This is a genomic window from Nitrincola iocasae, from assembly GCF_008727795.1.
Classification (GTDB): Bacteria; Pseudomonadota; Gammaproteobacteria; order Pseudomonadales; family Balneatricaceae; genus Nitrincola; species Nitrincola iocasae.
In genome coordinates this window covers 3,939,889-3,962,479 of the sequence record NZ_CP044222.1, presented here as the reverse complement: position 1 = coordinate 3,962,479, position 22,591 = coordinate 3,939,889, and the positions used below count along the sequence as shown (strand labels likewise).

The 22,591-nt window shown below is 49.7% G+C and carries 24 protein-coding genes; 11 read left to right on the top strand and 13 right to left on the bottom strand.

Features of this window, described 5'->3' with window-relative positions; translation table 11 throughout:
* Positions 1–4: 4 nt before the first annotated feature.
* The 3 genes from F5I99_RS19485 to hexR form a co-directional block, all read right to left on the bottom strand.
* Positions 5–148 carry a hypothetical protein gene (locus F5I99_RS19485; protein ID WP_191905896.1) on the bottom strand — a complete coding sequence of 48 codons (144 nt, stop codon included), beginning with the start codon at positions 146–148 and terminating at the stop codon, positions 5–7.
* 384 nt (positions 149–532) lie between these two features.
* Positions 533–739: a PA3496 family putative envelope integrity protein gene (locus F5I99_RS18285; protein WP_151058547.1), complete on the bottom strand. Its 207-nt coding sequence runs from the start codon at positions 737–739 to the stop codon at positions 533–535.
* A 170-nt stretch (positions 740–909) separates the two neighbouring features.
* Complete coding sequence (hexR, locus tag F5I99_RS18280) at positions 910–1,800, bottom strand: transcriptional regulator HexR (RefSeq protein ID WP_151058545.1); 891 nt, start codon at positions 1,798–1,800, stop codon at positions 910–912.
* A gap of 176 nt (positions 1,801–1,976) precedes the next feature.
* Between hexR and F5I99_RS18275 the strand changes: the two genes are divergently transcribed.
* Genes F5I99_RS18275 through F5I99_RS18265 form a run of 3 tightly spaced genes read left to right on the top strand, consistent with a single transcriptional unit; the run spans position 1,977 to position 3,320 of the window.
* Positions 1,977–2,579 carry a YjaG family protein gene (locus F5I99_RS18275; protein ID WP_151058543.1) on the top strand — a complete coding sequence of 201 codons (603 nt, stop codon included), beginning with the start codon at positions 1,977–1,979 and terminating at the stop codon, positions 2,577–2,579.
* Positions 2,579–2,839 carry a hypothetical protein gene (locus F5I99_RS18270; protein WP_151058541.1) on the top strand — a complete coding sequence of 87 codons (261 nt, stop codon included), beginning with the start codon at positions 2,579–2,581 and terminating at the stop codon, positions 2,837–2,839. Before F5I99_RS18275 ends, F5I99_RS18270 begins: the two co-directional genes overlap by 1 nt.
* Before the next feature lie 13 nt (positions 2,840–2,852).
* Complete coding sequence (locus tag F5I99_RS18265; RefSeq protein WP_151058539.1) at positions 2,853–3,320, top strand: hypothetical protein; 468 nt, start codon at positions 2,853–2,855, stop codon at positions 3,318–3,320.
* On the opposite strand, the gene F5I99_RS18260 is transcribed toward F5I99_RS18265, so the two are convergent.
* From F5I99_RS18260 to F5I99_RS18215, 10 genes are all read right to left on the bottom strand, one after another.
* Entirely contained in the window at positions 3,300–4,238 is a 939-nt protein-coding gene (locus F5I99_RS18260) for an NADP-dependent oxidoreductase (protein ID WP_151058537.1), read from the bottom strand. The genes F5I99_RS18265 and F5I99_RS18260 overlap by 21 nt on opposite strands.
* 47 nt (positions 4,239–4,285) lie before the next feature.
* Complete coding sequence (gene phoR, locus F5I99_RS18255; protein ID WP_151058535.1) at positions 4,286–5,602, bottom strand: phosphate regulon sensor histidine kinase PhoR; 1,317 nt, start codon at positions 5,600–5,602, stop codon at positions 4,286–4,288.
* Between the two features lie 23 nt (positions 5,603–5,625).
* Positions 5,626–6,321, bottom strand: a complete 696-nt coding sequence (gene phoB, locus F5I99_RS18250) for a phosphate regulon transcriptional regulator PhoB (RefSeq protein WP_151058533.1) — start codon at positions 6,319–6,321, stop codon at positions 5,626–5,628.
* Positions 6,322–6,421: 100 nt separating this feature from the next.
* Entirely contained in the window at positions 6,422–7,288 is an 867-nt protein-coding gene (gene ubiA, locus F5I99_RS18245) for a 4-hydroxybenzoate octaprenyltransferase (RefSeq protein ID WP_151058531.1), read from the bottom strand.
* Positions 7,281–7,826, bottom strand: coding sequence for a chorismate--pyruvate lyase family protein (locus F5I99_RS18240; RefSeq protein ID WP_151058529.1), 546 nt, complete (start codon positions 7,824–7,826; stop codon positions 7,281–7,283). Before F5I99_RS18240 ends, ubiA begins: the two co-directional genes overlap by 8 nt.
* Before the next feature lie 108 nt (positions 7,827–7,934).
* Positions 7,935–8,696, bottom strand: coding sequence for a phosphate signaling complex protein PhoU (gene phoU / locus F5I99_RS18235; RefSeq protein WP_151058527.1), 762 nt, complete (start codon positions 8,694–8,696; stop codon positions 7,935–7,937).
* A gap of 37 nt (positions 8,697–8,733) precedes the next feature.
* A complete protein-coding gene (pstB, locus tag F5I99_RS18230) occupies positions 8,734–9,492 on the bottom strand; it encodes a phosphate ABC transporter ATP-binding protein PstB (protein WP_151058525.1) in 759 nt (252 codons plus the stop codon).
* Between the two features lie 11 nt (positions 9,493–9,503).
* Complete coding sequence (pstA, locus tag F5I99_RS18225; protein WP_225307678.1) at positions 9,504–10,442, bottom strand: phosphate ABC transporter permease PstA; 939 nt, start codon at positions 10,440–10,442, stop codon at positions 9,504–9,506.
* A gap of 62 nt (positions 10,443–10,504) precedes the next feature.
* Positions 10,505–12,166, bottom strand: a complete 1,662-nt coding sequence (locus F5I99_RS18220) for an ABC transporter permease subunit (protein WP_151058521.1) — start codon at positions 12,164–12,166, stop codon at positions 10,505–10,507.
* Positions 12,163–13,122, bottom strand: a complete 960-nt coding sequence (locus tag F5I99_RS18215; RefSeq protein ID WP_151058519.1) for a phosphate ABC transporter substrate-binding protein — start codon at positions 13,120–13,122, stop codon at positions 12,163–12,165. The genes F5I99_RS18220 and F5I99_RS18215 overlap by 4 nt, the downstream gene beginning before the upstream one ends.
* A 119-nt stretch (positions 13,123–13,241) precedes the next feature.
* Between F5I99_RS18215 and F5I99_RS18210 the strand changes: the two genes are divergently transcribed.
* The 8 genes from F5I99_RS18210 (at position 13,242) to F5I99_RS18175 (ending at position 22,572) form a co-directional block, all read left to right on the top strand.
* A complete protein-coding gene (locus tag F5I99_RS18210; RefSeq protein WP_151058517.1) occupies positions 13,242–14,273 on the top strand; it encodes a substrate-binding domain-containing protein in 1,032 nt (343 codons plus the stop codon).
* Between the two features lie 108 nt (positions 14,274–14,381).
* Positions 14,382–15,767 (top strand): phosphate ABC transporter permease subunit PstC, encoded by a 1,386-nt coding sequence (gene pstC, locus F5I99_RS18205; protein ID WP_151058516.1) that lies wholly within the window; start codon positions 14,382–14,384, stop codon positions 15,765–15,767.
* A gap of 3 nt (positions 15,768–15,770) precedes the next feature.
* Positions 15,771–17,150 (top strand): phosphate ABC transporter permease PstA, encoded by a 1,380-nt coding sequence (gene pstA / locus F5I99_RS18200; RefSeq protein WP_151058514.1) that lies wholly within the window; start codon positions 15,771–15,773, stop codon positions 17,148–17,150.
* 35 nt (positions 17,151–17,185) lie between these two features.
* Complete coding sequence (gene pstB / locus F5I99_RS18195; protein WP_407670362.1) at positions 17,186–17,992, top strand: phosphate ABC transporter ATP-binding protein PstB; 807 nt, start codon at positions 17,186–17,188, stop codon at positions 17,990–17,992.
* A 15-nt stretch (positions 17,993–18,007) separates the two neighbouring features.
* Positions 18,008–18,724, top strand: coding sequence for a phosphate signaling complex protein PhoU (gene phoU, locus F5I99_RS18190; RefSeq protein ID WP_151058510.1), 717 nt, complete (start codon positions 18,008–18,010; stop codon positions 18,722–18,724).
* Between the two features lie 130 nt (positions 18,725–18,854).
* Complete coding sequence (locus tag F5I99_RS18185) at positions 18,855–19,865, top strand: ArsJ-associated glyceraldehyde-3-phosphate dehydrogenase (RefSeq protein ID WP_151058508.1); 1,011 nt, start codon at positions 18,855–18,857, stop codon at positions 19,863–19,865.
* A gap of 5 nt (positions 19,866–19,870) precedes the next feature.
* A complete protein-coding gene (arsJ, locus tag F5I99_RS18180) occupies positions 19,871–21,103 on the top strand; it encodes an organoarsenical effux MFS transporter ArsJ (RefSeq protein WP_151058506.1) in 1,233 nt (410 codons plus the stop codon).
* 149 nt (positions 21,104–21,252) lie between these two features.
* Positions 21,253–22,572: a permease gene (locus F5I99_RS18175; protein WP_225307472.1), complete on the top strand. Its 1,320-nt coding sequence runs from the start codon at positions 21,253–21,255 to the stop codon at positions 22,570–22,572.
* Positions 22,573–22,591 lie beyond the last annotated feature (19 nt).

Genomic DNA, 22,591 nt, shown 5'->3' with positions numbered 1-22,591 from the left:
TCCTTCAGAAATCGCCAATTCCTGGCTGCAACAGCTGTTTTGCCTGCTTCAGGTTTTGTTTGTGGCCAAGAAGATAAGGGGGTATCTCCGAGAGTTGTTCGGCAAGCATGGAACCGGTCTGGCCGGCACCCAATAGGATAATTTGCATTATATCGCCTGTGGCCTACAGCTCCGTTGTTCATGAGGTCAGATAAACAGTATAAGGTAGTCGTGTGTAACAATTCGAGCCGGTAAAGCGACCTGGTGCGTAAAAAAATCGTAAAAAAATGATGCGCATAGCATGCAGAAGTTTGCTGTATCGCTTTGAGGTTATCAAGGTCGAGGAGGGTGTTGCTGTAGGAGCTCACTCCGTGAGCGAAATAATTCGCTCGGAGACCGAGCTCCTACAAACAAGGTGCGCATTCGCTCGGAGACCGAGCTCCTACAAACGAGGTGCGCATTCGCTCGGAGACCGAGCTCCTACAAATGAGGTGCGCATTCGCCCGGAGACCGGGCTCCTACAAATCAGGTCGAGTCCAACAATAAGGTCAGACTATTCTTCGTCGAACCATTTTTCGCGATCTATGAAAGCAGCTAGGGCGGCTTCTTCTCGGCGCTTTTCTATAGCGCGGCGGGCTTCAAACAGGCGACGGGTGGCAGTTTGCTTGCGGCGGTTTTTTTCCTCGACATCATAGCCAACCAGAAGATCAAACACTTCTGTCTGAATGGGGTCGAGGTCCTGCTCCTGACGTATCAGCATACGATTTAGCTCCGATCTGTGATGCAGATTGAAGAGGAGGCGGCTTGATGTAAGCCGGCTCCCGGCTGTTAACACTGTCCTGATTCTTTTTTAACCGATTTCGGCATCAATTTCAAATAGGATTTAACAGTGTCAAGCTGATTCTAGGCAAAAAAAGTGACAGGAATGTTTCAGTCGTTATCGTCAGCTTGACGACGCGTGGGCATCAGCCGGTCATTCTGACGCAGGCTACGCAGGCTGCGTTTGATGGTCTTAAGGTGATCAAACAAGGCCGGGCCCAGCTTCATGGCAACTCCGACAGCGAGAATATCTATGACTACCAGGTGTACGACACGTGAGGACATCAGCGTGCTAAGGTCTTTATCTTCTTCCACATCGACATGAATAGGGATGGTGGCCAGTTCAGCCAGAGGGGTTGTACCTGGGCAGAGGGTAATGACGGTGGCACCGGTTTCACGCACCAGTTTTACCGTGTGCAGCAGGTCTTTGGTGCGCCCTGTCTGGGAGATGGCTACAACGACATCTCCCAGCCCCAGAGTGACGGCTGAAATAGTCTGCATGTGTGGATCCGAATAGGCGGCGGCAGACACCATCAGGCGATAGAATTTGTGCTGTGCATCGGCGCATACGGGTGCTGATGCACCAAAACCGTAAAATTCGACACGATTGGCTTTTGCTAAAGCATCAATTGCTTCTTCAAGTATTTCCGGGTCAAGCTGCTCGCGGATATTGATCAGATTACCAATCATCGAGTCGAAGATTTTCTGCTTGAACTCGATCACCGTATCCTTGGTGTCCATCGAGAACTTTTCAAAGCTGGCATTGCTGGCTAAGCCCTGAGCGAGAGTCAGTTTGAAGTCTTGAAAGCCATCGTAGTTGAGTGCGCGGCAGAAACGCACCACGGTTGGCTCACTGACATTGGCCTCCGAGGCAAGATCAACAATGCGCATATGAATTACTTCACTGGGCTGGGCCAGGACAAAATCGGCCACCTTCTGTTCGGATTTACGGAGTTTTTCCCGTGAATCAGCGATGGATTTGAGAAGATTGAAGGAGTTCAACACGGATACCTGTCAGCTGCTGGCCGTTAATCAGGCTTTAGTATAGCAATGAAATCTTCCCGCGCCTAACCTCAGTATCCTCTATGGGACTGAAATCAGCCATGTTATTACTACAGATCCTGACATAGACCACGTACAATAGGCTCTGATTGACTAAACCCTGACGGAGTCTTTGAATGAGTGATATCCAGCAACTGGAAGCACAACTCGGCAAAATGAAATCCTGGCAGTTAACAGCGTTTGCGGCCGCGCTGACTGAACGCATGCTACCAAACTTCACTCTGTTTTCGAGGTTGTTGGAGTTTGGTGATGCCGTGCAGGTGCGGCGGATACTGGATGGTGTCTGGGAGCATCTTTCGGGCGGAGCTTCGATGAACTTTGAAGTCCAGCTGGATCATGTCGAAGACAATATGCCATCTCTGGATGAATTTGATATGTACGGCGCCATGCCTGCGCTGGATGCGGTGGTGGCACTTTACTCCACCCTGGTGTGTATCCTTGAGTCTGATCCAGCCGAGGCGGCCAATATTGCTGACTTGTCACGTGAGTGTGTTGCTACCTTTATTGAAGTTAATGAAGCGGATCCACAGCTGTCCGATGCTGAACTGATGCGCTTTATTGCCGCGCACGATTTGATGCAGGATGAAGACGCTTTTCAGGAAGAAGTGCTTGAGCGCTTGCAGCAACAGCAACAGCCCAATAAAGTGTTTATTCGCGAATTGCGTGAACTGGCGGGTAATCAGGGTGTCAGTAATCTGGGAATCAGTGATAACGAATAATGCTGCGAATCGGTCTGCTACTGCTGGTGCTGCCAGCGCTGTTATTGATGGGGATGTTCTTTGTTGAACAAATGCACATTAGTGATTGTGCTCAGGCCGGAGGTTACTGGAACTATCTCCAGGGACAGTGTGATCTGCAACAGCAACATCCTTTTATCCCCTTGATGGTTCGCCGTCCACTGTTGGTTAATGGTGGTATGTTGCTTAGCTGTCTAGGACTTCTGCTAACGATTGCCGGACTTTATCGTCGGCGCCGATAATTAATGGATAGGTATGCGCAAAAAAATAGTCTGGGCCTTACTGGCATTGAGTCTGTTGTTTGTTATCTGGGCGGTGTTTTTTTCGCCGCAATGGCTCGAAGGGTTCAATCAGCAGCGTGCTGATGAAGCCAGTGTGTTTCGTCAGCAGGGGCTGACAGCGGGTGGTCAGACCGACCAGCAGAGCTGTCAGGATCAGGCCTTATCAGGCTATACAGCCTGTTCTGATTCTAACTTTGTCTGCACGGTCAATCAGGGTATTTTCCTGAAAGCCTGCTTTGAGGTTGCCTCACCGACAGAAGGCTTCTGTGATGGTGTGCCAGCCTTCCATGATAAGCCTACGGAAGAAGAAAAGGATTGGGCAAAATATAACTGCTGGGATATGGATATACGCGGTGAGGGCTGCAGACTGCTATTGCGTCAACGTGTAGAGTTCTGCGATGCCCTCAATTCCGCACCGACGTCAGCCAGTCTGCAGAATTAATTTACCGCTGATATGTCCACTGGCACTGAGCTTGTGGGCTTGAGCGGCATCCTGTAATGGCAGTACCTGTGCCACTTTCAGCTTTAGCTGACCGTTGGCACAGAGTCTGGCGAGTTTGCCAAGCTGGGTGGCATTGGGTTCAACCCGGATAGTCATCACCTCAATATCGGAGCCTTCGGCGGCGCTGCTGACCTGCGCGGCTGTTACAGAGGGCAGGGTAACCATTCGACCCCCTGGTTTCAGGGTAATCAAGGCATCAATAGCTGTATCACCCCCGACCCCATCCAGAATCAGATCAAACTGGCTTGCCAGCGTACCCATATCCAGGTCACGGTAATCAATTACCTGATGGCAGCCTAGTGATGTCAGGTAGTCTCGGTTGGTGGCAGAGCAGGTGGCACTGACCTGAGCGCCTTTCAACGCGGCCAGTTGCACGGCCAGATGACCCACGCCTCCCGCTCCGGCCAGTATCAGCACCGACTCGCCAGCTTGCAACTGGCCTTTATCAAACAGTGACTGCCAGGCGGTCAGACCTGCCAGTCCTAATCCGGCAGCGGTGGTGGCATCCAAACCTTCTGGTCGCAAGGTAATCTGGTTGGCGGGAACACAGAGTTGTTCAGCGTAGCAGCCTGCCGGATGGGGAAAACGCACAAACCCGAGTACGGCATCGCCTGGTTTATAACCGCTGACACCCTCGCCGAGAGCTTCCACGACACCACTGAACTCCCAACCCGGAATAAAGGGAAAGGCTTCAATAAAACCGGAAGCTCCTCCACCGGAACAGGTTTTCCAGTCGATGGGATTCACTCCGGCAGCCTGATTACGGATCAGGACTTCGCCAGGGCCAGGTTGTGGCGTATCGATCGCTTCGTAACGCAGGTTGTCGGGTTCATGAGCATGGATCTGGATAGCGTACATGGCTTTACTCCGCTTGCAAAAACGCGGGCCGAACTGGCCTGAGTCGATCAGGCATTATCGGTTGCTGCCGCCAGTTTTTCCAGTGTGGTGAGCATATCGGCGGGAAAGTGGCAGCTGAAGCAACTGCCTTTCCCCAGGGTGCTGTGGATTTTAAGCTGGCCGCCATGGCGAACCATCACGTATTTTACGATAGATAAGCCGAGCCCTGTACCACCACTTTCACTGGCTCTGCTTTCATCAACCCGGTAAAAGCGTTCAGTCAGGCGTGGAATATGGAAGGCTTCAATGCCCGGGCCATTATCATATACACTCAGGTAGCCGCCCTGGGCATCGGTGTGCCAGACGATGCGGATTTCACTGTTTGCCGGGGTATAGCGAATGGCATTGAACACCAGGTTAGAGAAGGCACTGTGTAATTCATTGTCCTGGCCTAACAGATCGTAGTTCGGATCAGCTTCAATACTGATGCGGTGTTGTTTGTCCCCACTGAGAACCAGGGCATCACGTTTGATGTCTTTCAGCATCAACTGGATATCCACCGGCATATCTTCGGTCAGGTGTTCGGTAGACTCCAGGCGTGAGAGCATGAGCATATCCCTGACCAGCCCTTCCATGCGTTGCGTTTGTTGTTCCATCTGCTTCATGCCGCGCAATATAGGGCTGGGCAGGGGTTGGTCGAGAAAAGTTTCCAGATAGCCACGAATAACAGTTAAGGGTGTGCGTAGTTCATGAGAGGCGTTGGATACAAAGCTCTGACGGGTTTGTTCCAGTTTTTTCAGGCGGGAAATATCCCGTGCAACCAGCAGCCGATCACCCTGGCCAAACAGGGTGATATGGTATTGTAGTGTGATCTGATCATTAAGCGGGGAGTTGAGTTCGAGTGGTTCGTGGTAGTTACGTTTCTTGTAGTAACGGATAAAACGTGGATCGCGCAACAGGTTGAGGATGGGTTTTCCCTTGTCGACTCGTGGCTGGAGTCCGAGAAGTCTTTCTGCGGCTGTATTCCACCATTCAAGTCGGTCCCTGGTATCGATAATAACGACGCAATCCTCTAATGCGGCCGATGACTGCTGGTAACGGTGAATGAACGCACTCAGTTTTTGCTCCCGGTCGCGACTGCTTTTTTGTTTACGGTAAATGTTGTAGAGCAAGTCGCCCCAACTGCCGGGTAAGTCAGGGGGTTCGGTTATGTCTTTGTTCATAATCCAACGAAGAGAACGTGTAAACAGCCAGGCCTGGTAAAAACTCCACACCAGCAGTACCAATGTCAGCACTGGAAAAAAATGGCCCAGTAGCAGACCTGTAACGGCTGCAAACAGCAGAATCAGCAGTAGCGTGTAGATGATGCCAAAGGGCGATTTCATTTTTCACCTGTGAATATCCGTGTTCATCCGCCTTGGGTTGAGAAACGATAACCTGTACCGCGCACCGTTTGAATAAGATAATCATGGCGGCCACCCAGAGCCTTACGCAGTCGTCGGATATGCACATCGACAGTGCGCTCTTCAACATATACATTACCGCCCCAGACCATATCGAGCAACTGACTACGTGAATAGGCTCGATCAGGGTGGGTCATAAAAAACTGTAGTAGACGAAACTCGGTGGGACCCAGATCAACCGACTGTGCCATGGAAGTTACTCGATGTGAGACCGGGTCTAATGTTAGTTCGTCAACGGTGACCGGTTCCTCAATGCCTTTGGGCGTGGTCCGGCGCAACACGGTTTTCAGCCGAGCCACCAGCTCTCGTGGCGAAAATGGCTTGGTAATGTAGTCATCGACACCGGCTTCCAGTCCCTGTACTTTGTTGTCTTCTTCAGACTTGGCCGTCAACATAATAATAGGTATATTGGCGGTCGTTTCATCACGACGTAAGCGACGTGCAAAGTCAATACCATTGGTGCCTGGCATCATCCAGTCAAGTAATACCATGTCGGGCATTTGATCCAGAACGGCAGCATGTGCTTGTTGAGCATTTTCCGCTTCAATACAATCATACCCCGCCATTTCCAGTGCAACGGCAATCATTTCGCGGATGGGCGCCTCGTCATCTACGATCAGCACACGCTTGGCAACTGACATGAAATCACTCCATAGCTATTTTTTAGTAGTGAGCGTATTACAAGTCTTTTCTGTTACATTAATATGACAGATTGAAACAAATGTAAAAAACTACCGGATTTCAGGCGGCATAATGCAGCACTATTCCCACTAATACGGCGAGCTCTGCCAGGTGGTTATTTAGAAATGCCTTGAAACAGTCGTTGCGAGAGCGGTGCAGGGTTAACCATTGTTGGTAGATAAAGCAGCCTGCGGCAATGGCAACACCCGTGTAGTACCAACCAGAAAACTGCAGCATTGACCCTATATATAGCAGTAGCGCAAGCACTGTCAGTTGCATACATCCGATAATCAGGCGGTCAGCCTGACCAAAGCGCACGGCGGTCGACTTGACACCAATACGCAGATCATCATCCCGGTCCACCATGGCATATTGAGTGTCGTATGCTACGGTCCAGATAAGTTTAGTCAGGTAAAGCAGCCAGGCAATCCAGGGCAGGCTGTCGGTCACCGCCGTGAAGGCCATCGGGATCGCCCAGCCGAAAGCGGCACCCAATACAATCTGTGGGTAATGGGTATAGCGTTTCATAAAGGGGTAGCAGAACGCCAGCGCCACGCCAATAAACGACATCATCAGCGTCAGGGTATTAGTGAACAGCACCAGTCCGAACGCAAGTAGCATTAACAGGATAAATAATACTACGGCTTCGCGAGCTGTTGCGGCTCCTGTTGCCAGAGGGCGGGTAGCTGTCCGTTTGACATGGCCGTCAATATGCCGGTCAGCGAAATCGTTAATGACGCAGCCGGCTGATCGGGTTAGTAATACACCCAGCAGAAAGATAATCAGCAATTTTGGATTGGGTACACCTTCGCTGGCTATCCACAGTGCCCAGAGTGTCGGCCAAAGCAGTAGTAGGGTACCAATGGGACGGTTCAGACGCATCAGTCGTATATACACGGCTGCTTTGTTAAGTGTGAGGTCAAACATATTTGTCGATTTTTAATGAAGGGTAGGGAATTTCCGCCATAGAAGGCAAAAATACTTCACATACCAGCAAGGGGCCATGGCTAAGTTGGAACACCGAACGACGTGCCCAGCAAGCATTCTGCTGATGCTGTAACCGGCAGACCTCCAGTGGCCCTCGGCGAATCGCTGGATCTTTGAACAACAGGCTACCGAGTGAACGATTGCCGAGTAACAGTAGGCGGCGATCAGGGCCTCTGAGTGTTCTCGCAGGGATAACAGAGCGGGCAAATACCCAGGGAACACCGGCTCCAAGCAGGTGTACTTCACGGATCAATGCCAGTTGTCGCTGAGGGATACCCAGCAATTTGGCTTCTGAACGGGTTGGTTGTGCCCAAGTTAACCTGAGCAGGCCAACCTCCAGTTGATTGTGGCAGGCTAGGCGCAACTTCTGCGTCAGTGAACCCCGTTCACACAGCCAAGGACGCCAGTGCATAGGTATGGCCGGGCGTCGCCGGATTGATTGCCAGTAAATCTGGTTGTACCGCTTGTCCCTTGCCATGGATCGCTTCAAGTCAGGTCAGTCCGCATCATCAGTGAGAACAGATTGTAGCATTTTAATCTGCGCCCCTGAATATGTGTGCTGTCTGATTAAGTAGGTGTTGAGTACTTACTCGCTGTTTGGATTCAAGTCCAGCTCATCATCTGGTGAATTATCACGCAGTGCTTGTTTGATGCTTTTCAGCGTCTGGTGGCGGACATCAGATCCACTGACCTGATAGATAAGGTGCTCAGCAAGATTGTGGGCATGATCTCCGATCCGCTCCAGGCTCCGTAACACCCACATGATATTCAGCACAACAGAAATAGAGTGCGGATCTTCCATCATATAGGTCACCAGAGTGCGCATTGCAGAACGGTATTCTGTGTCGACTCGTATGTCCTGTTTGGCTACACGGTAGGCCATGGATAGGTCCCGACGAGCAAAGGCGGTGAGTACATCACTGACCATCTCTGTGACTAGCGTACTGATATGACGCACTTCATGGTAGCCTTGAGGTTTTTCTCCACTATTATAGATTTCGATAGCATGTTTGCAGATGCGGCTGGCCTCATCACCGATTCTTTCTAGGTCGGAGACAGAGCGACTGATCGAGACAATTAAGCGCAGGTCACTGGCGGTTGGCTGTCGGATCGCAATTGTTTTGGTGCATTGATCATCTATACTCAGTTCCATTTGATTAGTTTGTTGATCCAACTGTAGGGATTCTTCCGCCAGTTGAGGATTGTTCTCAGTCAGAGCTCTGACTGCCTCACGAACTTGACGCTCAACGATACCGCCCATGGCCAGCATTTCAGTACGGATGTTTTCAAGTTCATGGTTGAATTGCTGTGAAATATGGCGGGAAAAGCCTTCCGGTTGTGGTTGCATAGTTTACACCTCGGTATTTCATTATTGTTAGATAGCTTCAGGCATAACGTCCGGTGATGTAATCCTCTGTGGCCTTGTGGTGCGGATTGGTGAACAGGTCTCGGGTTCGACCTGTTTCCAAAATTCGTCCCTGATCCAGAAAGACAGTGAAATCGGAAACCCTGGCAGCCTGATGCATGTTATGTGTCACTAATACAATAGTATAGCTTTGTTTCAGTTCGGTGATTAGCTCTTCAATTTTTAGCGTGGAAATGGGATCCAGTGCTGATGCAGGCTCATCCAGCATCAGCACATCCGGTTCCACAGCGAGAGCTCTGGCAATCACCAGACGCTGCTGTTGGCCACCTGAAAGTTCGTTAGCATTTCGATTCAACTGGTCTTTGACTTCATCCCAGAGCGCGGCCTGACGCAATGAGCGTTCAGCCACCTCGTGTAATTTATGGCGTTTACGAACACCCAGCAGCCGCAGACCAAATACAACATTGTCATATATTGACATAGGGAAGGGGTTGGGTGTCTGGAAGACCATGCCTACCCGGCGTCTTAGCTCAGGCAGATCGTAATACTTCTGATAAATATCTTCACCATCAAGGTAGACGGAACCTAGAGTATGACAAAGCTCATTCAGGTCATTCAGTCGGTTGATGCACTTCAATAGGGTAGATTTACCACAACCTGATGCGCCGATAAAAGCAGTTACCTGATGCGCAGGCAGGTGCAGATTGATCTGTTCCAGCACGGTCCGGTCACCAAAACGCAGGCTTAAGTCTGTGATCTCTATTTTTGCTGGCTGCATGGCTCGGCTTCTCAATGATGACGGGTGAATTGGCGAAAACGCTGGCGTAGGCGCTGACGGATAATAATAGCAGTAAGATTCAGCGTAATAACCAGTGTGACCAGAATCAGGGCGGCGGCAAACACCAGTGGCATAACATCACTTCCCGCCGGGCTTTGCATGCCGACATCGAAAATATGATAGCCCAGATGCATCACATTACGATCCAGATGCAGATAGGGAAAGGTTGTATCAATCGGAAGTTGTGACGCTGTACGGACCACTCCTACCAGCATCAGCGGAGCGACCTCGCCAGCCGCTCTGGCAATTGCCAGGATGATACCGGTCAGAATAGCGGGGGTTGTCATGGGTAACACCACCCGCCATAGCATTTCTGTCTGAGTGGCACCCAACGCCAGGCAACCACTACGATAATCTTTGGGGATACGTGATAGGCCTTCTTCGGTTGCTACTATTACTACGGGTAGCGTCAACAATGCCAGTGTCAGTGATACCCAAATGAGACCCGGTGTGCCATAGGTGGGGGTGGGCAGCTGTTCAGAGTAAAACAGCTTATCTACAGACCCCCCTAAAATGTAAACGAAGAACACCAGGCCGAAAACACCAAAGACAATCGATGGCACACCAGCCAAGTTATAAATGGCAATTCGTAACACGCGGGTCATAAGGTTTTGACGAGCATATTCGCTCAGGTAGATGGCGGCCAGAACACCGATGGGAGTTACAAGCAGAGTCATCAGGAAAACCATGGTTATGGTGCCAAACAGGGCTGGAAAAATACCCCCCGCCTGATTATTTTCACGCGGCGGTTCACTGAGAAACAGCCAGATATTTTGTAGGAAACGCACCAGTCGTTGTGGCTCGCCAGCCTCTGGCCAGAAATGGCTAAGCCCCTGGGTGCCGATCAACAGTAACAGCGCGGCTACCAGCATCAGTGACAGCAGCAGCATCGAGCCGCAGAACCAAAGCCAGAGCAAATCCTGTCTAAACGAGCCTAGTCGCATGCATCACCTCAAAAATGCCTGTAATGACGATAAAGGTTTTCACGAACCACTGCGGCTAGAGTGTTCATTATGAAGGTTGATAAAAACAATAGAGTGGCTGAAAGTATCAAAACCCGGTAATGGGTAGAACTCTGCATGGCTTCAGGTGTTTCTATAGATAGATTTGCCGCCAGACTACGCATGCCTTCAAACAGACTGAAATCACTGACCGGGCTGTTACCACTGGCCATCAATAGAATCATCGTTTCACCCAGTGCCCGTCCAGTACCGATCATGATGGCTGCAAAAATTCCCGCCGCTGCAGTGGGGACTACAACACGGATAACCGCTTGCCACGGACTGGCGCCGAGTGCCATAGCACCTTGGCGCAAACTATCTGGAACACTGATCAGAGCATCTTCTGTCAGAGAGAAAATCACCGGCATGATAGCCAACCCCATCATCAGCCCGACCACCAGGCCGTTGCGCTGTTGATAATCTATCCCTTGAGTCGTCATCCATTCAATCATATTGCCCTTAAACAGCCAGAGTTCTAGCCAGTGCCCTAACTGCCAGGCCAACAGGAGCGCAACCAGCAGCAGGATTAATATTCGAGGAAGGCCTGACCACTGAGTTGTTTGCGACTCTTTGAGTAAACCTGTCGAATAGAGCAAAGCATGGATCAATATTAACAACAAGGGAGTCAGCAGCAACAGACTGAGCGCGGTAGCAAGATGCTGTTCCAGCAGAGGCGCCAGCCAGAGACCGGCGATAAAGCCCAATACCACGGTAGGAAAAGCTTCAGCCAACTCCACCGCCGGCTTTACCCAGGCCCGAGTTCGTTCGCTCAGAAAGCAGGCGGTATATATGGCAGCCAAGATAGCCAGCGGCATAGCAAACATCATGGCGTAAACCGCTGCCTTTAAGGTTCCGATTGACAGCGGGACGAAGCTGTATTTGGCTTCAAAACGGTCTGTATTAGCAGAGGTTTGCCAGATGTAATCGGCCTGTTGATGGCCCTCATAGAGCCAGGGTTTCCACAGCAATGACCAGGAAAAATCTGGATGGGGATTGTGCAGTTGCAGGGTTTGCTGTTGTCCAATTGTATTTTGTAACTGAATATGGCCGCCATTTTCAGAGACATGTATCTGCTCCAAAGGTAATAACTGACTCTGGTACTCGGCCAACATGTTGCCACTAGTAGCATGGTACAGCCGAATCAGCCCGGAGGGATCGTAGCTGATAAACCCCTTGCTACCGGGCAGCGCCAGTAGCCGGGTGTCTGTGCGCTGTATTGGAAACTGTTTTGCCAAAATCATTTCTGAGCTTTCAGGTTGCAAGGGGTTGATCAGCCACTGGCTGATCTGGCCTTGTGAATCGACCAAAATCACCGAGGCCTGACCATAAAGCCAGATGGCATGAGCTGAGAGATTGCTGCCAGAAGGGATGGGTGGCGATGGTTGAAAATCAGATGACGGGACGAACTTGACTGTTTGCTGGGTATCAGATTCCTCACGCATATCAGCAGACCCAAATAAAGGCAGAGTTTCCCAGAACAGGAATAGAAACAGACTGGCTAATGCCAGGATCACACTGGTTGCAGCCAGGCGAATCAACTGGCGTATCAGTCTATCTTTGATGCGTCGGTAACGTTGATAGCCTGGGGACAGATGCCGGCGCGGTTGGGTCATGAAGCATCTGCCTCAAAAATTTGTAACTGTGTTTCATGCCGGTTTACTGTCAGAGGACGTAAGCCTGAGGCCTGTAAAATGGCTTGCCCTTCGGCTGAGAAGATAAACTGCAACCAAGCGAGGTAATGAGCGGGCAAGGGCGCATCAGGTGGCTGATTAATATAAAGGTAGAGGGTACGAGCGAGGGGATAAGGTGCATTACTATCCAGTGGATGACTGAGTGGTGATGCAGCCTGTGTTTGTAAGGATAGCAGTTTAATGTTTGGGTCTTGGTAGGCAACACTGGCGAAGCCGATAGCATTTTCGGTGGCAGCGACACCGCGGACCACGGCGATGGAGCCAGGCAGTTCGATCAGGCGATTAATAAAATCACCACCGGCCAAGGCCAGTTCGCGGAAATCACCATAGGTGCCGGAGGTGACACTACGGCTGAATACGGCAATATGGCGGTTGGACCAAGTGGCGCTAGCCTGTAACTGATTCCAGTGTGTCAGTTGGGTTGAGTGGCCTCGCAGACGGGTTGATGAAAAGATTGCATCGAGCTGTGTCAGTGTCAAATGGTTGAGAGGATTGTTCGGGTGCACAAAGACCGCGATACGATCCTCAGCTAACGACACTTCGGTTACGGCGTAGCCATGGTTGGCCTGAAACTGACGCGATTCCTGTGAACTCATGCGGCGGCTCATCGGAGCGAGTAAAGTCGTACCACTGATCAACGCGGTGGCTGCTGAGGATGAGCCACCGGTATGCAGCTCAAGTAATATCTGCGGATGGCGCTGCTGGAAAGCTTCACTCCACTGGCTGATCAAACGGCTCAGAGTATCTGATCCCACAGTTGAAATAACTCCGTGCAGGGGAGAGGTTTCGGTGACAGCCAGGGTGTATTGGCTAATCAACACCAACATCAACATCAGCGATTTACTAAGGGCGATTCCTCTGTAACAAAAACGTAACATTTCTTTCACTTTTCTGAAATATATCCTTGTCAGAATACCACCTTGTAAGAATTAGCGACCTGGATGATCATTTGAACAGCATTCGGGTCGTATTAACAAAACTAAACGAGGATGCCTCAATGACGTTTCGTAACAAAGCTCTCGCCATCGCGATGACCGCAGCTGCTGCCGTTGCTTTCACTGCACCAGCCATGGCGCGTGATACCATTCAGATCGCTGGTTCTTCAACTGTACTGCCTTTTGCTTCGATTGTTGCTGAAGAGTTTGGTAACTCTTTCCCACAGTTTAACACGCCTGTTGTCGGTTCGGGTGGCTCCAGTGGCGGTTTGCGCCAGTTTTGTCAGGGTGTTGGTGAAAACACCATTGATATTGCCAACGCATCACGTGCAATTCGTTCCAGTGAAGTGGAAAGCTGTGCTGAAAACGGCGTAACCGAGATTATTGAAGTTAAAATTGGCTACGATGGTATCGTATTTGCTTCACGTACAGATAGTGGTGATTTTGCACTTGAGCCGCATCATGTATTCCTGGCTGGCGCTGCGCAGATTCCACAGAATGGCGAAATGGTAGCCAACCCTTATACTCGCTGGTCACAGATCGACAGTTCACTGCCAGATCAGGAAATCGTACTGGTTATCCCTGGCTCTAACCACGGTACTCGTGAAGTCTACGAAGAAAAAGTAGTTCACCCTGGTTGTGAAACTTTTGAAGAAGTTCAGGCGATGGAAAAAGAAGCCAAGTCTAACTTCTGTAATGCCATTCGTACTGACGGTCGTGTTGTAGAAATTGCTGGTAACTACACTGAAACTTTGGCTCGTCTGGATGCTCAGAAAGATGCGCTGGGTGTATTTGGTCTGAGCTTTTATGATCAAAACCGCGATAGTCTGAAAGTGGCGACAGTTGGTGGTGTGACTCCAAGCCTGGAAACTATTGGTACTGGTGAGTATCCAGTGTCTCGCCCTTTATACTTCTACATCAAAAATCAGCACGTTGGTGTGATCCCTGGTTTGTTGGAATATGCTCAGTATTTCCTGAGCGAGCAGATCGGTGGTATGGGGAGCATTCTGGAAGAAGCTGGTTTGATTCCTATGGACATGACAGAGCGTGATGCGATCACTGCAGCTGTAATGTCTCAGACATTACTGGACTAAGCAACCCGCTACTAAAAAAACCGAGAATGTCACTGCATTCTCGGTTTTTTTGTACTGGATGTTTATGCACAACGTTGTAAATGAAACCTTATCGACGCTGGAGCCGATATGAGTAACCTGGCACTGATTGCTGTACTGTTGATGATGATGGCCTTTGTTTATCAAGTAGGACTGGTACGCAGTCGTAAGGTCGCTGTCACAACATCGGGTGATAAAATTAGATTGCATTCACGGCCTGTATATCATGGAACCTTACTGGCGCTTTGGACAGTGGTGCCAGCGGCTATCATTTTTCTAGGCTGGTCTTTTTTACAGCCAGGTATTATCGAATCAATGGTGGTTGCACAGTTGCCACCAGAAGTTGTAGCCGGTAGCAATAATGATATACGCAATGTGCTGCAAAGAATTACAAATTTATCCACAGGCTTTGGCCTGACTGATGAAGCATTACCCTATGAATTAGCGGCTGCAGAACATATGCAAAAGCTAAAAACCACAGGGAATTTGTTAATGTTGGCATTGATGGCCTCGGTTGCCGCTGCCGCACTTGTCTTTAATTTGAAGCGTATTCATCCGGATTTACGCGCTCGGAACGCTGTTGAACGTGTCGTTCGGTTCCTTTTGATAGCCTGCTCAACGGTAGCGATTTTGACCACGATTGGCATAGTCTTTTCTATGTTTGGCGAAGCGATGCGCTTCTTTTCATTCGTCAGTCCCATGGACTTCTTTTTTGGAACCACTTGGAACCCGCGCTTCTCAACCGTAGGGACTGGAGGCCAGGGTGGTTTTGGTATGTTGCCACTGCTTTGGGGCACTCTGATGATTGCTATCATTGCCTTATTAGTGGCTGTACCAGTGGGGTTGATGACGGCGATTTATCTTGCTGAGTATGCGCATCCTAAAGTAAGAGCAATTGCGAAACCTATTATTGAAATCTTAGCGGGTATTCCAACGATTGTTTATGGTTTTTTTGCTTTGGTGACGGTGGGGCCTTTCTTGTCAATGATGGGTGCGACACTGGGGTTAGAGATTCGCGCAACATCTGCGATAACAGCTGGGATTGTCATGGGGATTATGATTATTCCATTTATTTCATCCTTATCTGATGACATTATTACCCAAGTACCTAAAGCCATGCGAGATGGATCCTTGGGACTCGGTGCTACCAAATCCGAAACCGTTCGCAAAGTGGTATTTCCAGCGGCATTGCCGGGGATTGTCGGTGCGATCTTGTTGGCAGCCAGTCGAGCAATCGGTGAAACCATGATTGTAGTATTGGCAGCGGGCAACAGCCCTATACTTACAGCAAACCCTTTTGAGGCTGTCTCTACTATGACGGTGACCATCGTCAATCAGCTGACAGGTGACCAGGACTTTGCTAGTCCGCAGTCTCTGGTAGCTTTTGCTTTGGGTTTGACTCTGTTCGTGATCACCTTATGTCTGAACGTTGTGGCATTGGTTATCGTTCGTAAATACCGTGAACAGTACGAGTAAATTATGAATACTGAAACAGTGAATCTGCCAGATCAAACTGACTTGGCGAAAAAACGGGATCTGATGCAACAGCGTGTTACAAAGTCGCTGAAGCGGCGTCATTCTCAAGAACAACGCTTTAGAATGATGGGTGTTGCAGCCGTTGTCGCGGCACTGGCTTTTGTGGCACTGCTATTCATCACCATCTTGTCGAAAGGTGTGCCTGCGTTTTGGCAAGCGCATATCACCCTTGATGTACACTTTGATGAGCAGCTTATTAAGATAGATGAAAAGCCTGTTCGCATGGAGAGTGAGTCCGAAGCCGAGTTTAATCAGCGCTTCCTGGCATGGCAGACGCAGTTGGGCTTTATTAATTTTAATAGAATTATACTAAATGCGATTGCCAAAGAGATCCCCGAAGCGGCTGATCACCCGCGTGATGCGATGCAATTAGTCACTTCTGGTGAGCGCTTTGCTTTACGTGATATGGTACGAGATGATCCGTCTATTATAGGGACAACGCAGCGGTTGACAATGTTGGCTGATGCTAACATTGATGTTTGGGTTAAAGGAAATGTTGACCGTGATTTACCTACATCACAACAGCAGATTTCAACCTTAACGCAGGAATGGGCTGATGAGCTGGTAGACCGAGGTGTGATTGAGAATAGCTTTAGCACATCGCTATTTATGAATCCTGACTCACGTAGCTCTTTAGCGTCTGCAGGTCTGGCTGGCGCCTTCATGGGTTCATTGATGATGATGTTAATTGTGATGTTCCTTGCCGTGCCCATCGGGGTTGCATCGGCGATTTATCTTGAAGAGTTTGCACCACAGAACAAGTTAACTGACCTCATCGAGGTGAATATCAATAACCTGGCGGCTGTACCTTCCATTGTGTTTGGTTTGCTCGGTGCATCGGTATTTATCCTTTGGTTCAAGTTACCGCTTTCTGCCCCGATAGTCGGTGGTTTGGTACTGACCTTGATGACATTACCGACGGTTATTATCGCTACGCGTTCGACGCTAAAGGCAATTCCACCGTCGATTCGTTCAGCCGCGCTGGGCCTTGGTGCTTCCAAAGTGCAGTCCGTGTTACATCATGTATTGCCTTTGGCGATACCGGGTATTTTGACTGGAGCGATTCTCGGTATTGCTCAGGCGCTGGGAGAAGCGGCACCCTTGCTGCTGATTGGGATGAGCTCTTTCGTTGCCAGTGTGCCAGCAACCCCTTTTGAGCAATCGACAGCTTTACCAGTGCAGATTTTTCTGTGGCAGGGTAATGAGCTACGTAATTTTTTCGAGGCGAGAACCTCGGCAGCCATTGTTGTACTCCTGGCGCTGATGATCTCGTTGAATGCTGTAGCCATCTGGCTGCGCAAACATTTTGAAACACGGTGGTGAGAGAGATGAAAATGGAACAGCCAACGATGGGTGCCATGCAGATGAGTTTTGATGATAAGCAAAAGGTCTCTGCAACCTCAAGCACCATCAAGATGAGTGCCCGTGATGTCAAAGTATTCTACGGTGATACTGAAGCTCTGCATGGCATCAATATGGATCTGTATGAAAATGAAGTAGTGGCTTTTATCGGGCCATCCGGTTGTGGTAAGTCGACGTTTTTGCGTTGCTTCAACCGCATGAATGACACTATTGATTCGGCACGTGTTACGGGCGAAATCCTGTTGGATGGCCGTGATATTCACGACAAAAAATTGGATGTGGTTCAGTTGCGGGCGCAGGTGGGCATGGTATTCCAGAAACCCAATCCCTTTCCTAAGTCCATTTATGAAAACATCGCTTACGGTCCACGTTTGCATGGCCTGGTTGATAACAATAAAAGTGATTTGGATGAGATAGTTGAAACCAGTTTGCAGCGTGCGGGTCTGTGGAAAGAGGTAAAAGATCGTCTGGATGCTCCAGGCACTGGTCTATCGGGTGGGCAACAGCAGCGTTTATGTATTGCACGGGCGATTGCGGTCAGCCCTGAAGTGATCTTAATGGATGAACCTTGTTCCGCTTTGGATCCCATTGCTACGTCGATCATCGAAGAGTTGATTGATGAGCTCAAGGGCAGCTACACCATAGCCATCGTAACACACAATATGCAGCAGGCCGCGCGCGTGTCTGACAAAACCGGCTTTTTCCATCTGGGGGATCTGGTTGAGATCAATGAAACGCGAGAGATCTTCACTAATCCAAAAGATTCACGTACCGAAGATTATATAACCGGCCGTTTCGGTTGATCAGCAGGAGCAAGAATGAATAATCAACGTGTTGATGGGCATACCTCCCAGGCGTATGACGCCGAAATGAATGAAATCGTTAATGATGTTCTGGCCATGGGTGAGCTGGTGATTCAGCAGGTGGAGAGAGCCTTAAATGCTTTCATCAATGCCGATGTTGCTTTAGCTCAAGAAGTAATCAGTGCCGACACCTCAATCAATGATATGGAAGTAGAGATTGATGATAAATGTGTGCAGGTACTAGTCAAGCGCCAGCCTGCCGCGGGTGACCTGCGTGCAGTGATTGCGGTAATCAAGACTATCAAAGATCTAGAGCGTATTGGTGATCAGGCAAAACGTATTGCCCGTATGGCGGCTAAGTCGGATAATAACGTGCTGCCTCCTAAAGAGTTCCATGAATTTGCAACCATGGGTGGTCACGTTACCCAGATGCTGCACGGAGCAATGAGTGCATTTCGTCGAATGGATGCCGATGAAGCCCTGAAGGTGGCCTTGCTAGATAAGCAAGTTGATAGTGATTATGAGGCGATCCTGCGCCAGAATATGACCTATATGTTGGAAGATCCTCGTAATATTACCCGAATGGTCGAAATGACATGGGTAGGGCGCGCAATTGAGCGTATCGGAGATCATGCCCGCAACGTCTGTGAGTATACGATTTATTTCGTAAAAGGACGTAATGTTCGCCATACCAATGATGAAGAGTTGCAAGCGATCGTTCGCGATAATTGAACCTAGTAGTGTTCGATCTATATTAAGCCTGTTTTCTTTTGGAGAACGGGCTTTTTTGTCATCTATTTGTCATATATTCCTGCCAAGCTAGCATATACTTACATGCATATATACTGTGGAGAACGGATCGATGGCGATTAAAGTAGGTATCAATGGTTTTGGTCGTATGGGGCGTCTGGCATTGCGGGCGGCCTGGGATTGGCCAGAATTTGAGTTTGTCCAGATCAATGAACCGGCCGCTGGCGCCGAGAGTCTGGCCCACTTGCTTAACTTCGATTCGGTACATGGTCGCTGGGGTCATGAAGCAGGTGCTGAAGATGGTCAACTGGTGATCGCAGGCAAGCGCATCCGAGTAACGCAGGAAAAAACCCTTGAGGGTAATGACTGGTCAGGCTGTGATCTGGTATTCGAATGCTCAGGCAAGATGAAAACCAAGGCTCAGTTGCAAGTCTACCTGGATCAAGGCGTTAAGCGCGTTGTGGTTTCGGCGCCGGTTAAAGAGCCGGGTGTGCTGAATGTGGTGATGGGCGTCAATGATCACCTCTATGATCCACTGCAACATCCAATCGTCACAGCCGCTTCCTGTACCACCAATTGCCTGGCGCCTGTGGTTAAAGTGATACATGAGTCTTTAGGTATTCGTCATGCCAGCATGACCACCATTCATGACTTAACCAATACCCAAACCATTCTGGATGCACCTCACAAGGATTTACGTCGGGCAAGAGCCTGTGGTAGCAGCCTGATTCCGACAACGACTGGATCGGCAAAAGCCATTATTGAAATCTTCCCTGAACTGGCTGGCCGAATTAATGGTCACGCCGTGCGTGTACCGCTGGCCAATGCGTCGCTAACGGATTGCGTCTTTGAAGTTGAACGTCCTACCAGTGCCACAGAAGTAAATGCGTTGCTCAAAACTGCAGCCGAAGGCCCTTTAGCGGGCATTCTGGGTTACGAAGAGCGTCCACTGGTTTCTGTGGATTACCGCGGTGATTCCCGCTCCAGCATCATTGATGCTTTATCCACCATGGTGGTCAATGAAACGCATGTGAAAATCTATGCCTGGTATGACAATGAATGGGGCTATGCCTTAAGAATGGTCGAGCTGGGTCGTAAAGTCGGCGTCATGGATCAAGAGTAACTATCATGTTGGCAGGGCTTTCAGCAGGGGTTAAGCAGTATCTGGTTGTTACCGGTAACTACTGGGCATTTACGCTTACTGATGGTGCTTTACGCATGTTGGTGGTGCTGTATTTCAACCAGTTGGGATACAGCCCCCTGCAGATCGCTTTTTTATTCATCTTTTACGAGATTTTTGGTGTTGTTACCAATCTTGTGGGTGGATGGCTGGGAGCCCGATTGGGTCTTAACCGCACCATGAATATGGGGCTGGGGTTACAAGTTTTTGCACTGTTGATGTTGACAGTACCGAGCGACTGGCTGACCGTCGTATGGGTGATGGTTGCTCAAGCCTTGTCGGGTATTGCCAAAGACCTGAATAAAATGAGTGCCAAAAGTTCGATTAAGCATCTGGTACCTGAAAATGCCCAGGGCACGCTGTATAAATGGGTTGCGATTTTAACCGGATCGAAAAACGCGCTCAAAGGCGTTGGCTTCTTTATGGGCGCGGTGTTGCTGAGCGTACTTGGTTTTACCGGTGCCGTGTTGGCTATGGCAATCATGCTGACGCTCGTGTGGTTGTTGTCGATGCTGTTGTTGAAACAGGATCTGGGACGCATGAAGCAAAAGCCCAAGTTCACCGACATCTTTTCAAAAAGTCGAGCAATAAACGTCTTGGCGGCCGCTCGCATGTTCTTATTTGCCTCCCGTGATGTCTGGTTTGTGGTGGCATTACCGGTGTTTTTGAAAGAAGTGCTGGATTGGAGTTTCTGGCAAGTGGGTTTTTTTATGGCAAGCTGGGTGATTGGCTATGGTGTCATCCAATCCATTGCGCCTTATTTTACTGGTAAACGCAGCGGTAGAATTCCCGGACGTAGTGACGTGGTTATTTGGGGTGGCTTGTTGGCTTTTTTCCCAATACTGATTGCATATGGACTCACTTTGTCATGGCCACCCAGCACTGTGTTGGTGATAGGTTTACTCTGTTTTGGCGTGGTATTTGCGGTTAACTCGTCCCTGCACAGTTATTTAATTGTCAGTTTTGCACGTGGTGATGGCGTATCACTGGATGTGGGTTTCTATTATATGGCCAACGCCATGGGACGCTTAATAGGCACACTTCTATCAGGCTGGATCTATATGAACTGGGGCTTAGAACCCTGTTTGTGGGTGTCCAGCGCGATGGTGGTGCTAGCCGTATTGATTTCTTTCGCCCTGCCGCCCGGTAGACCTGAGAGCCTAAAACCCGCTGAAAATTAAAATTGACTGCAACATAACGGGGTGTGTTGTGCATTTATTATTTCCCGTCTTCTAAAGTGTTATGCATCCTTTTAGTGTCTTGTGCGTCTTCTATACTGTAGGAGCTAGTTAACCCGTCAAGGATGAACAAGACACCAAGGAGTTCTGCCGTGTATAGCCGTCTTTTGGCCCTGTATCGAAGCAACCCTCGCGAAGGGCTGGTGTTGCTACTGATGATAGCGGCATTCTTATTGATCTACTTTATTCCTGCCGGTACCGAGCGCTTTGATAATGCGGTACTGGAGGCTTTCAGGCTGACCAACTGGTATGCACGTGAGCATGTGATTTTATGCCTGCTGCCCGCCTTTTTAATTGCCGGTGCGATGGCCACCTATCTAAGCCAGGATGCGGTGATGCGTTACCTGGGGCCGGATGCCTCAAAACCGGTCGCTTTCAGTGTAGCCTCCGTATCAGGAACCCTGTTGGCGGTATGCTCCTGTACCGTGTTGCCCCTGTTTGGTGGTATCTATAAACGCGGTGCTGGCCTGGGTGCGGCGATTGCCTTCCTGTATTCCGGCCCTGCCATCAATGTGATGGCTGTGGTGGTCACCGCCAAGGTATTGGGTGCCGAAATTGGTATCGCTCGCGCCGTGGGCGCCATCGTCTTTGCCCTGGTGATCGGTACCATCATGCATTTTATCTATCGCAAGGAGGAGTCCCAGCGTTCAATCACCAATAAACGTGGTTTTGCTGGCGGTAGTAGCGATAAACCCATGGGGATAGTCGCGCTGTTTTTTGCCTTGATGGTGGGTATTCTGGTATTTGCCAACTGGGCAGCGGCTGACAGCCCGGTCTGGATGCAGATCTATGCCTGGAAATGGCCGATTACAGCGCTATTGTCGGCTGGCTTAGCTGCGTTGTTGGTTTGGCACTGGCAGTGGCCGATGTTGCCGATGCTGATCCTGGCTGGCATTGTGGCCGCGTTTGCGGTGATGATGCCATCAATACCTGAATTGCCCTTTGTCATCGGTATTGGTGGGTTAATGTTGATCTCATCTCTGCGCGATCAGGATCGAGAATGGGCAGTACAAAGCTGGGATTTTGCCAAGCAGATTCTGCCGCTACTGCTGGCGGGTGTGTTTGTGGCGGGTTTTGCCCTGGGACGTCCCGGTCATGAAGGCATTATTCCATCGCAGTGGGTGGCGGCTGCCGTGGGCGATAACTCACTGGTTTCAACAATGCTTGCCTCTGTTCTGGGGGCATTAATGTATTTTTCTACCCTGACAGAAGTGCCGATCGTTGAAGCACTGTTGGGCGCCGGTATGGGGAAAGGACCGGCACTGGCCTTGCTCTTGGCAGGCCCTGCTTTATCTTTACCCAATATGCTGGTGATCAGAACCATATTGGGCACCGAAAAAACCCTGGTTTACTGTGCGCTGGTGGTTGTGATGGCGACAATTACCGGGTTTATCTACGGTAATTGGTGGTAGTGTGTTTATAAACAGGTAA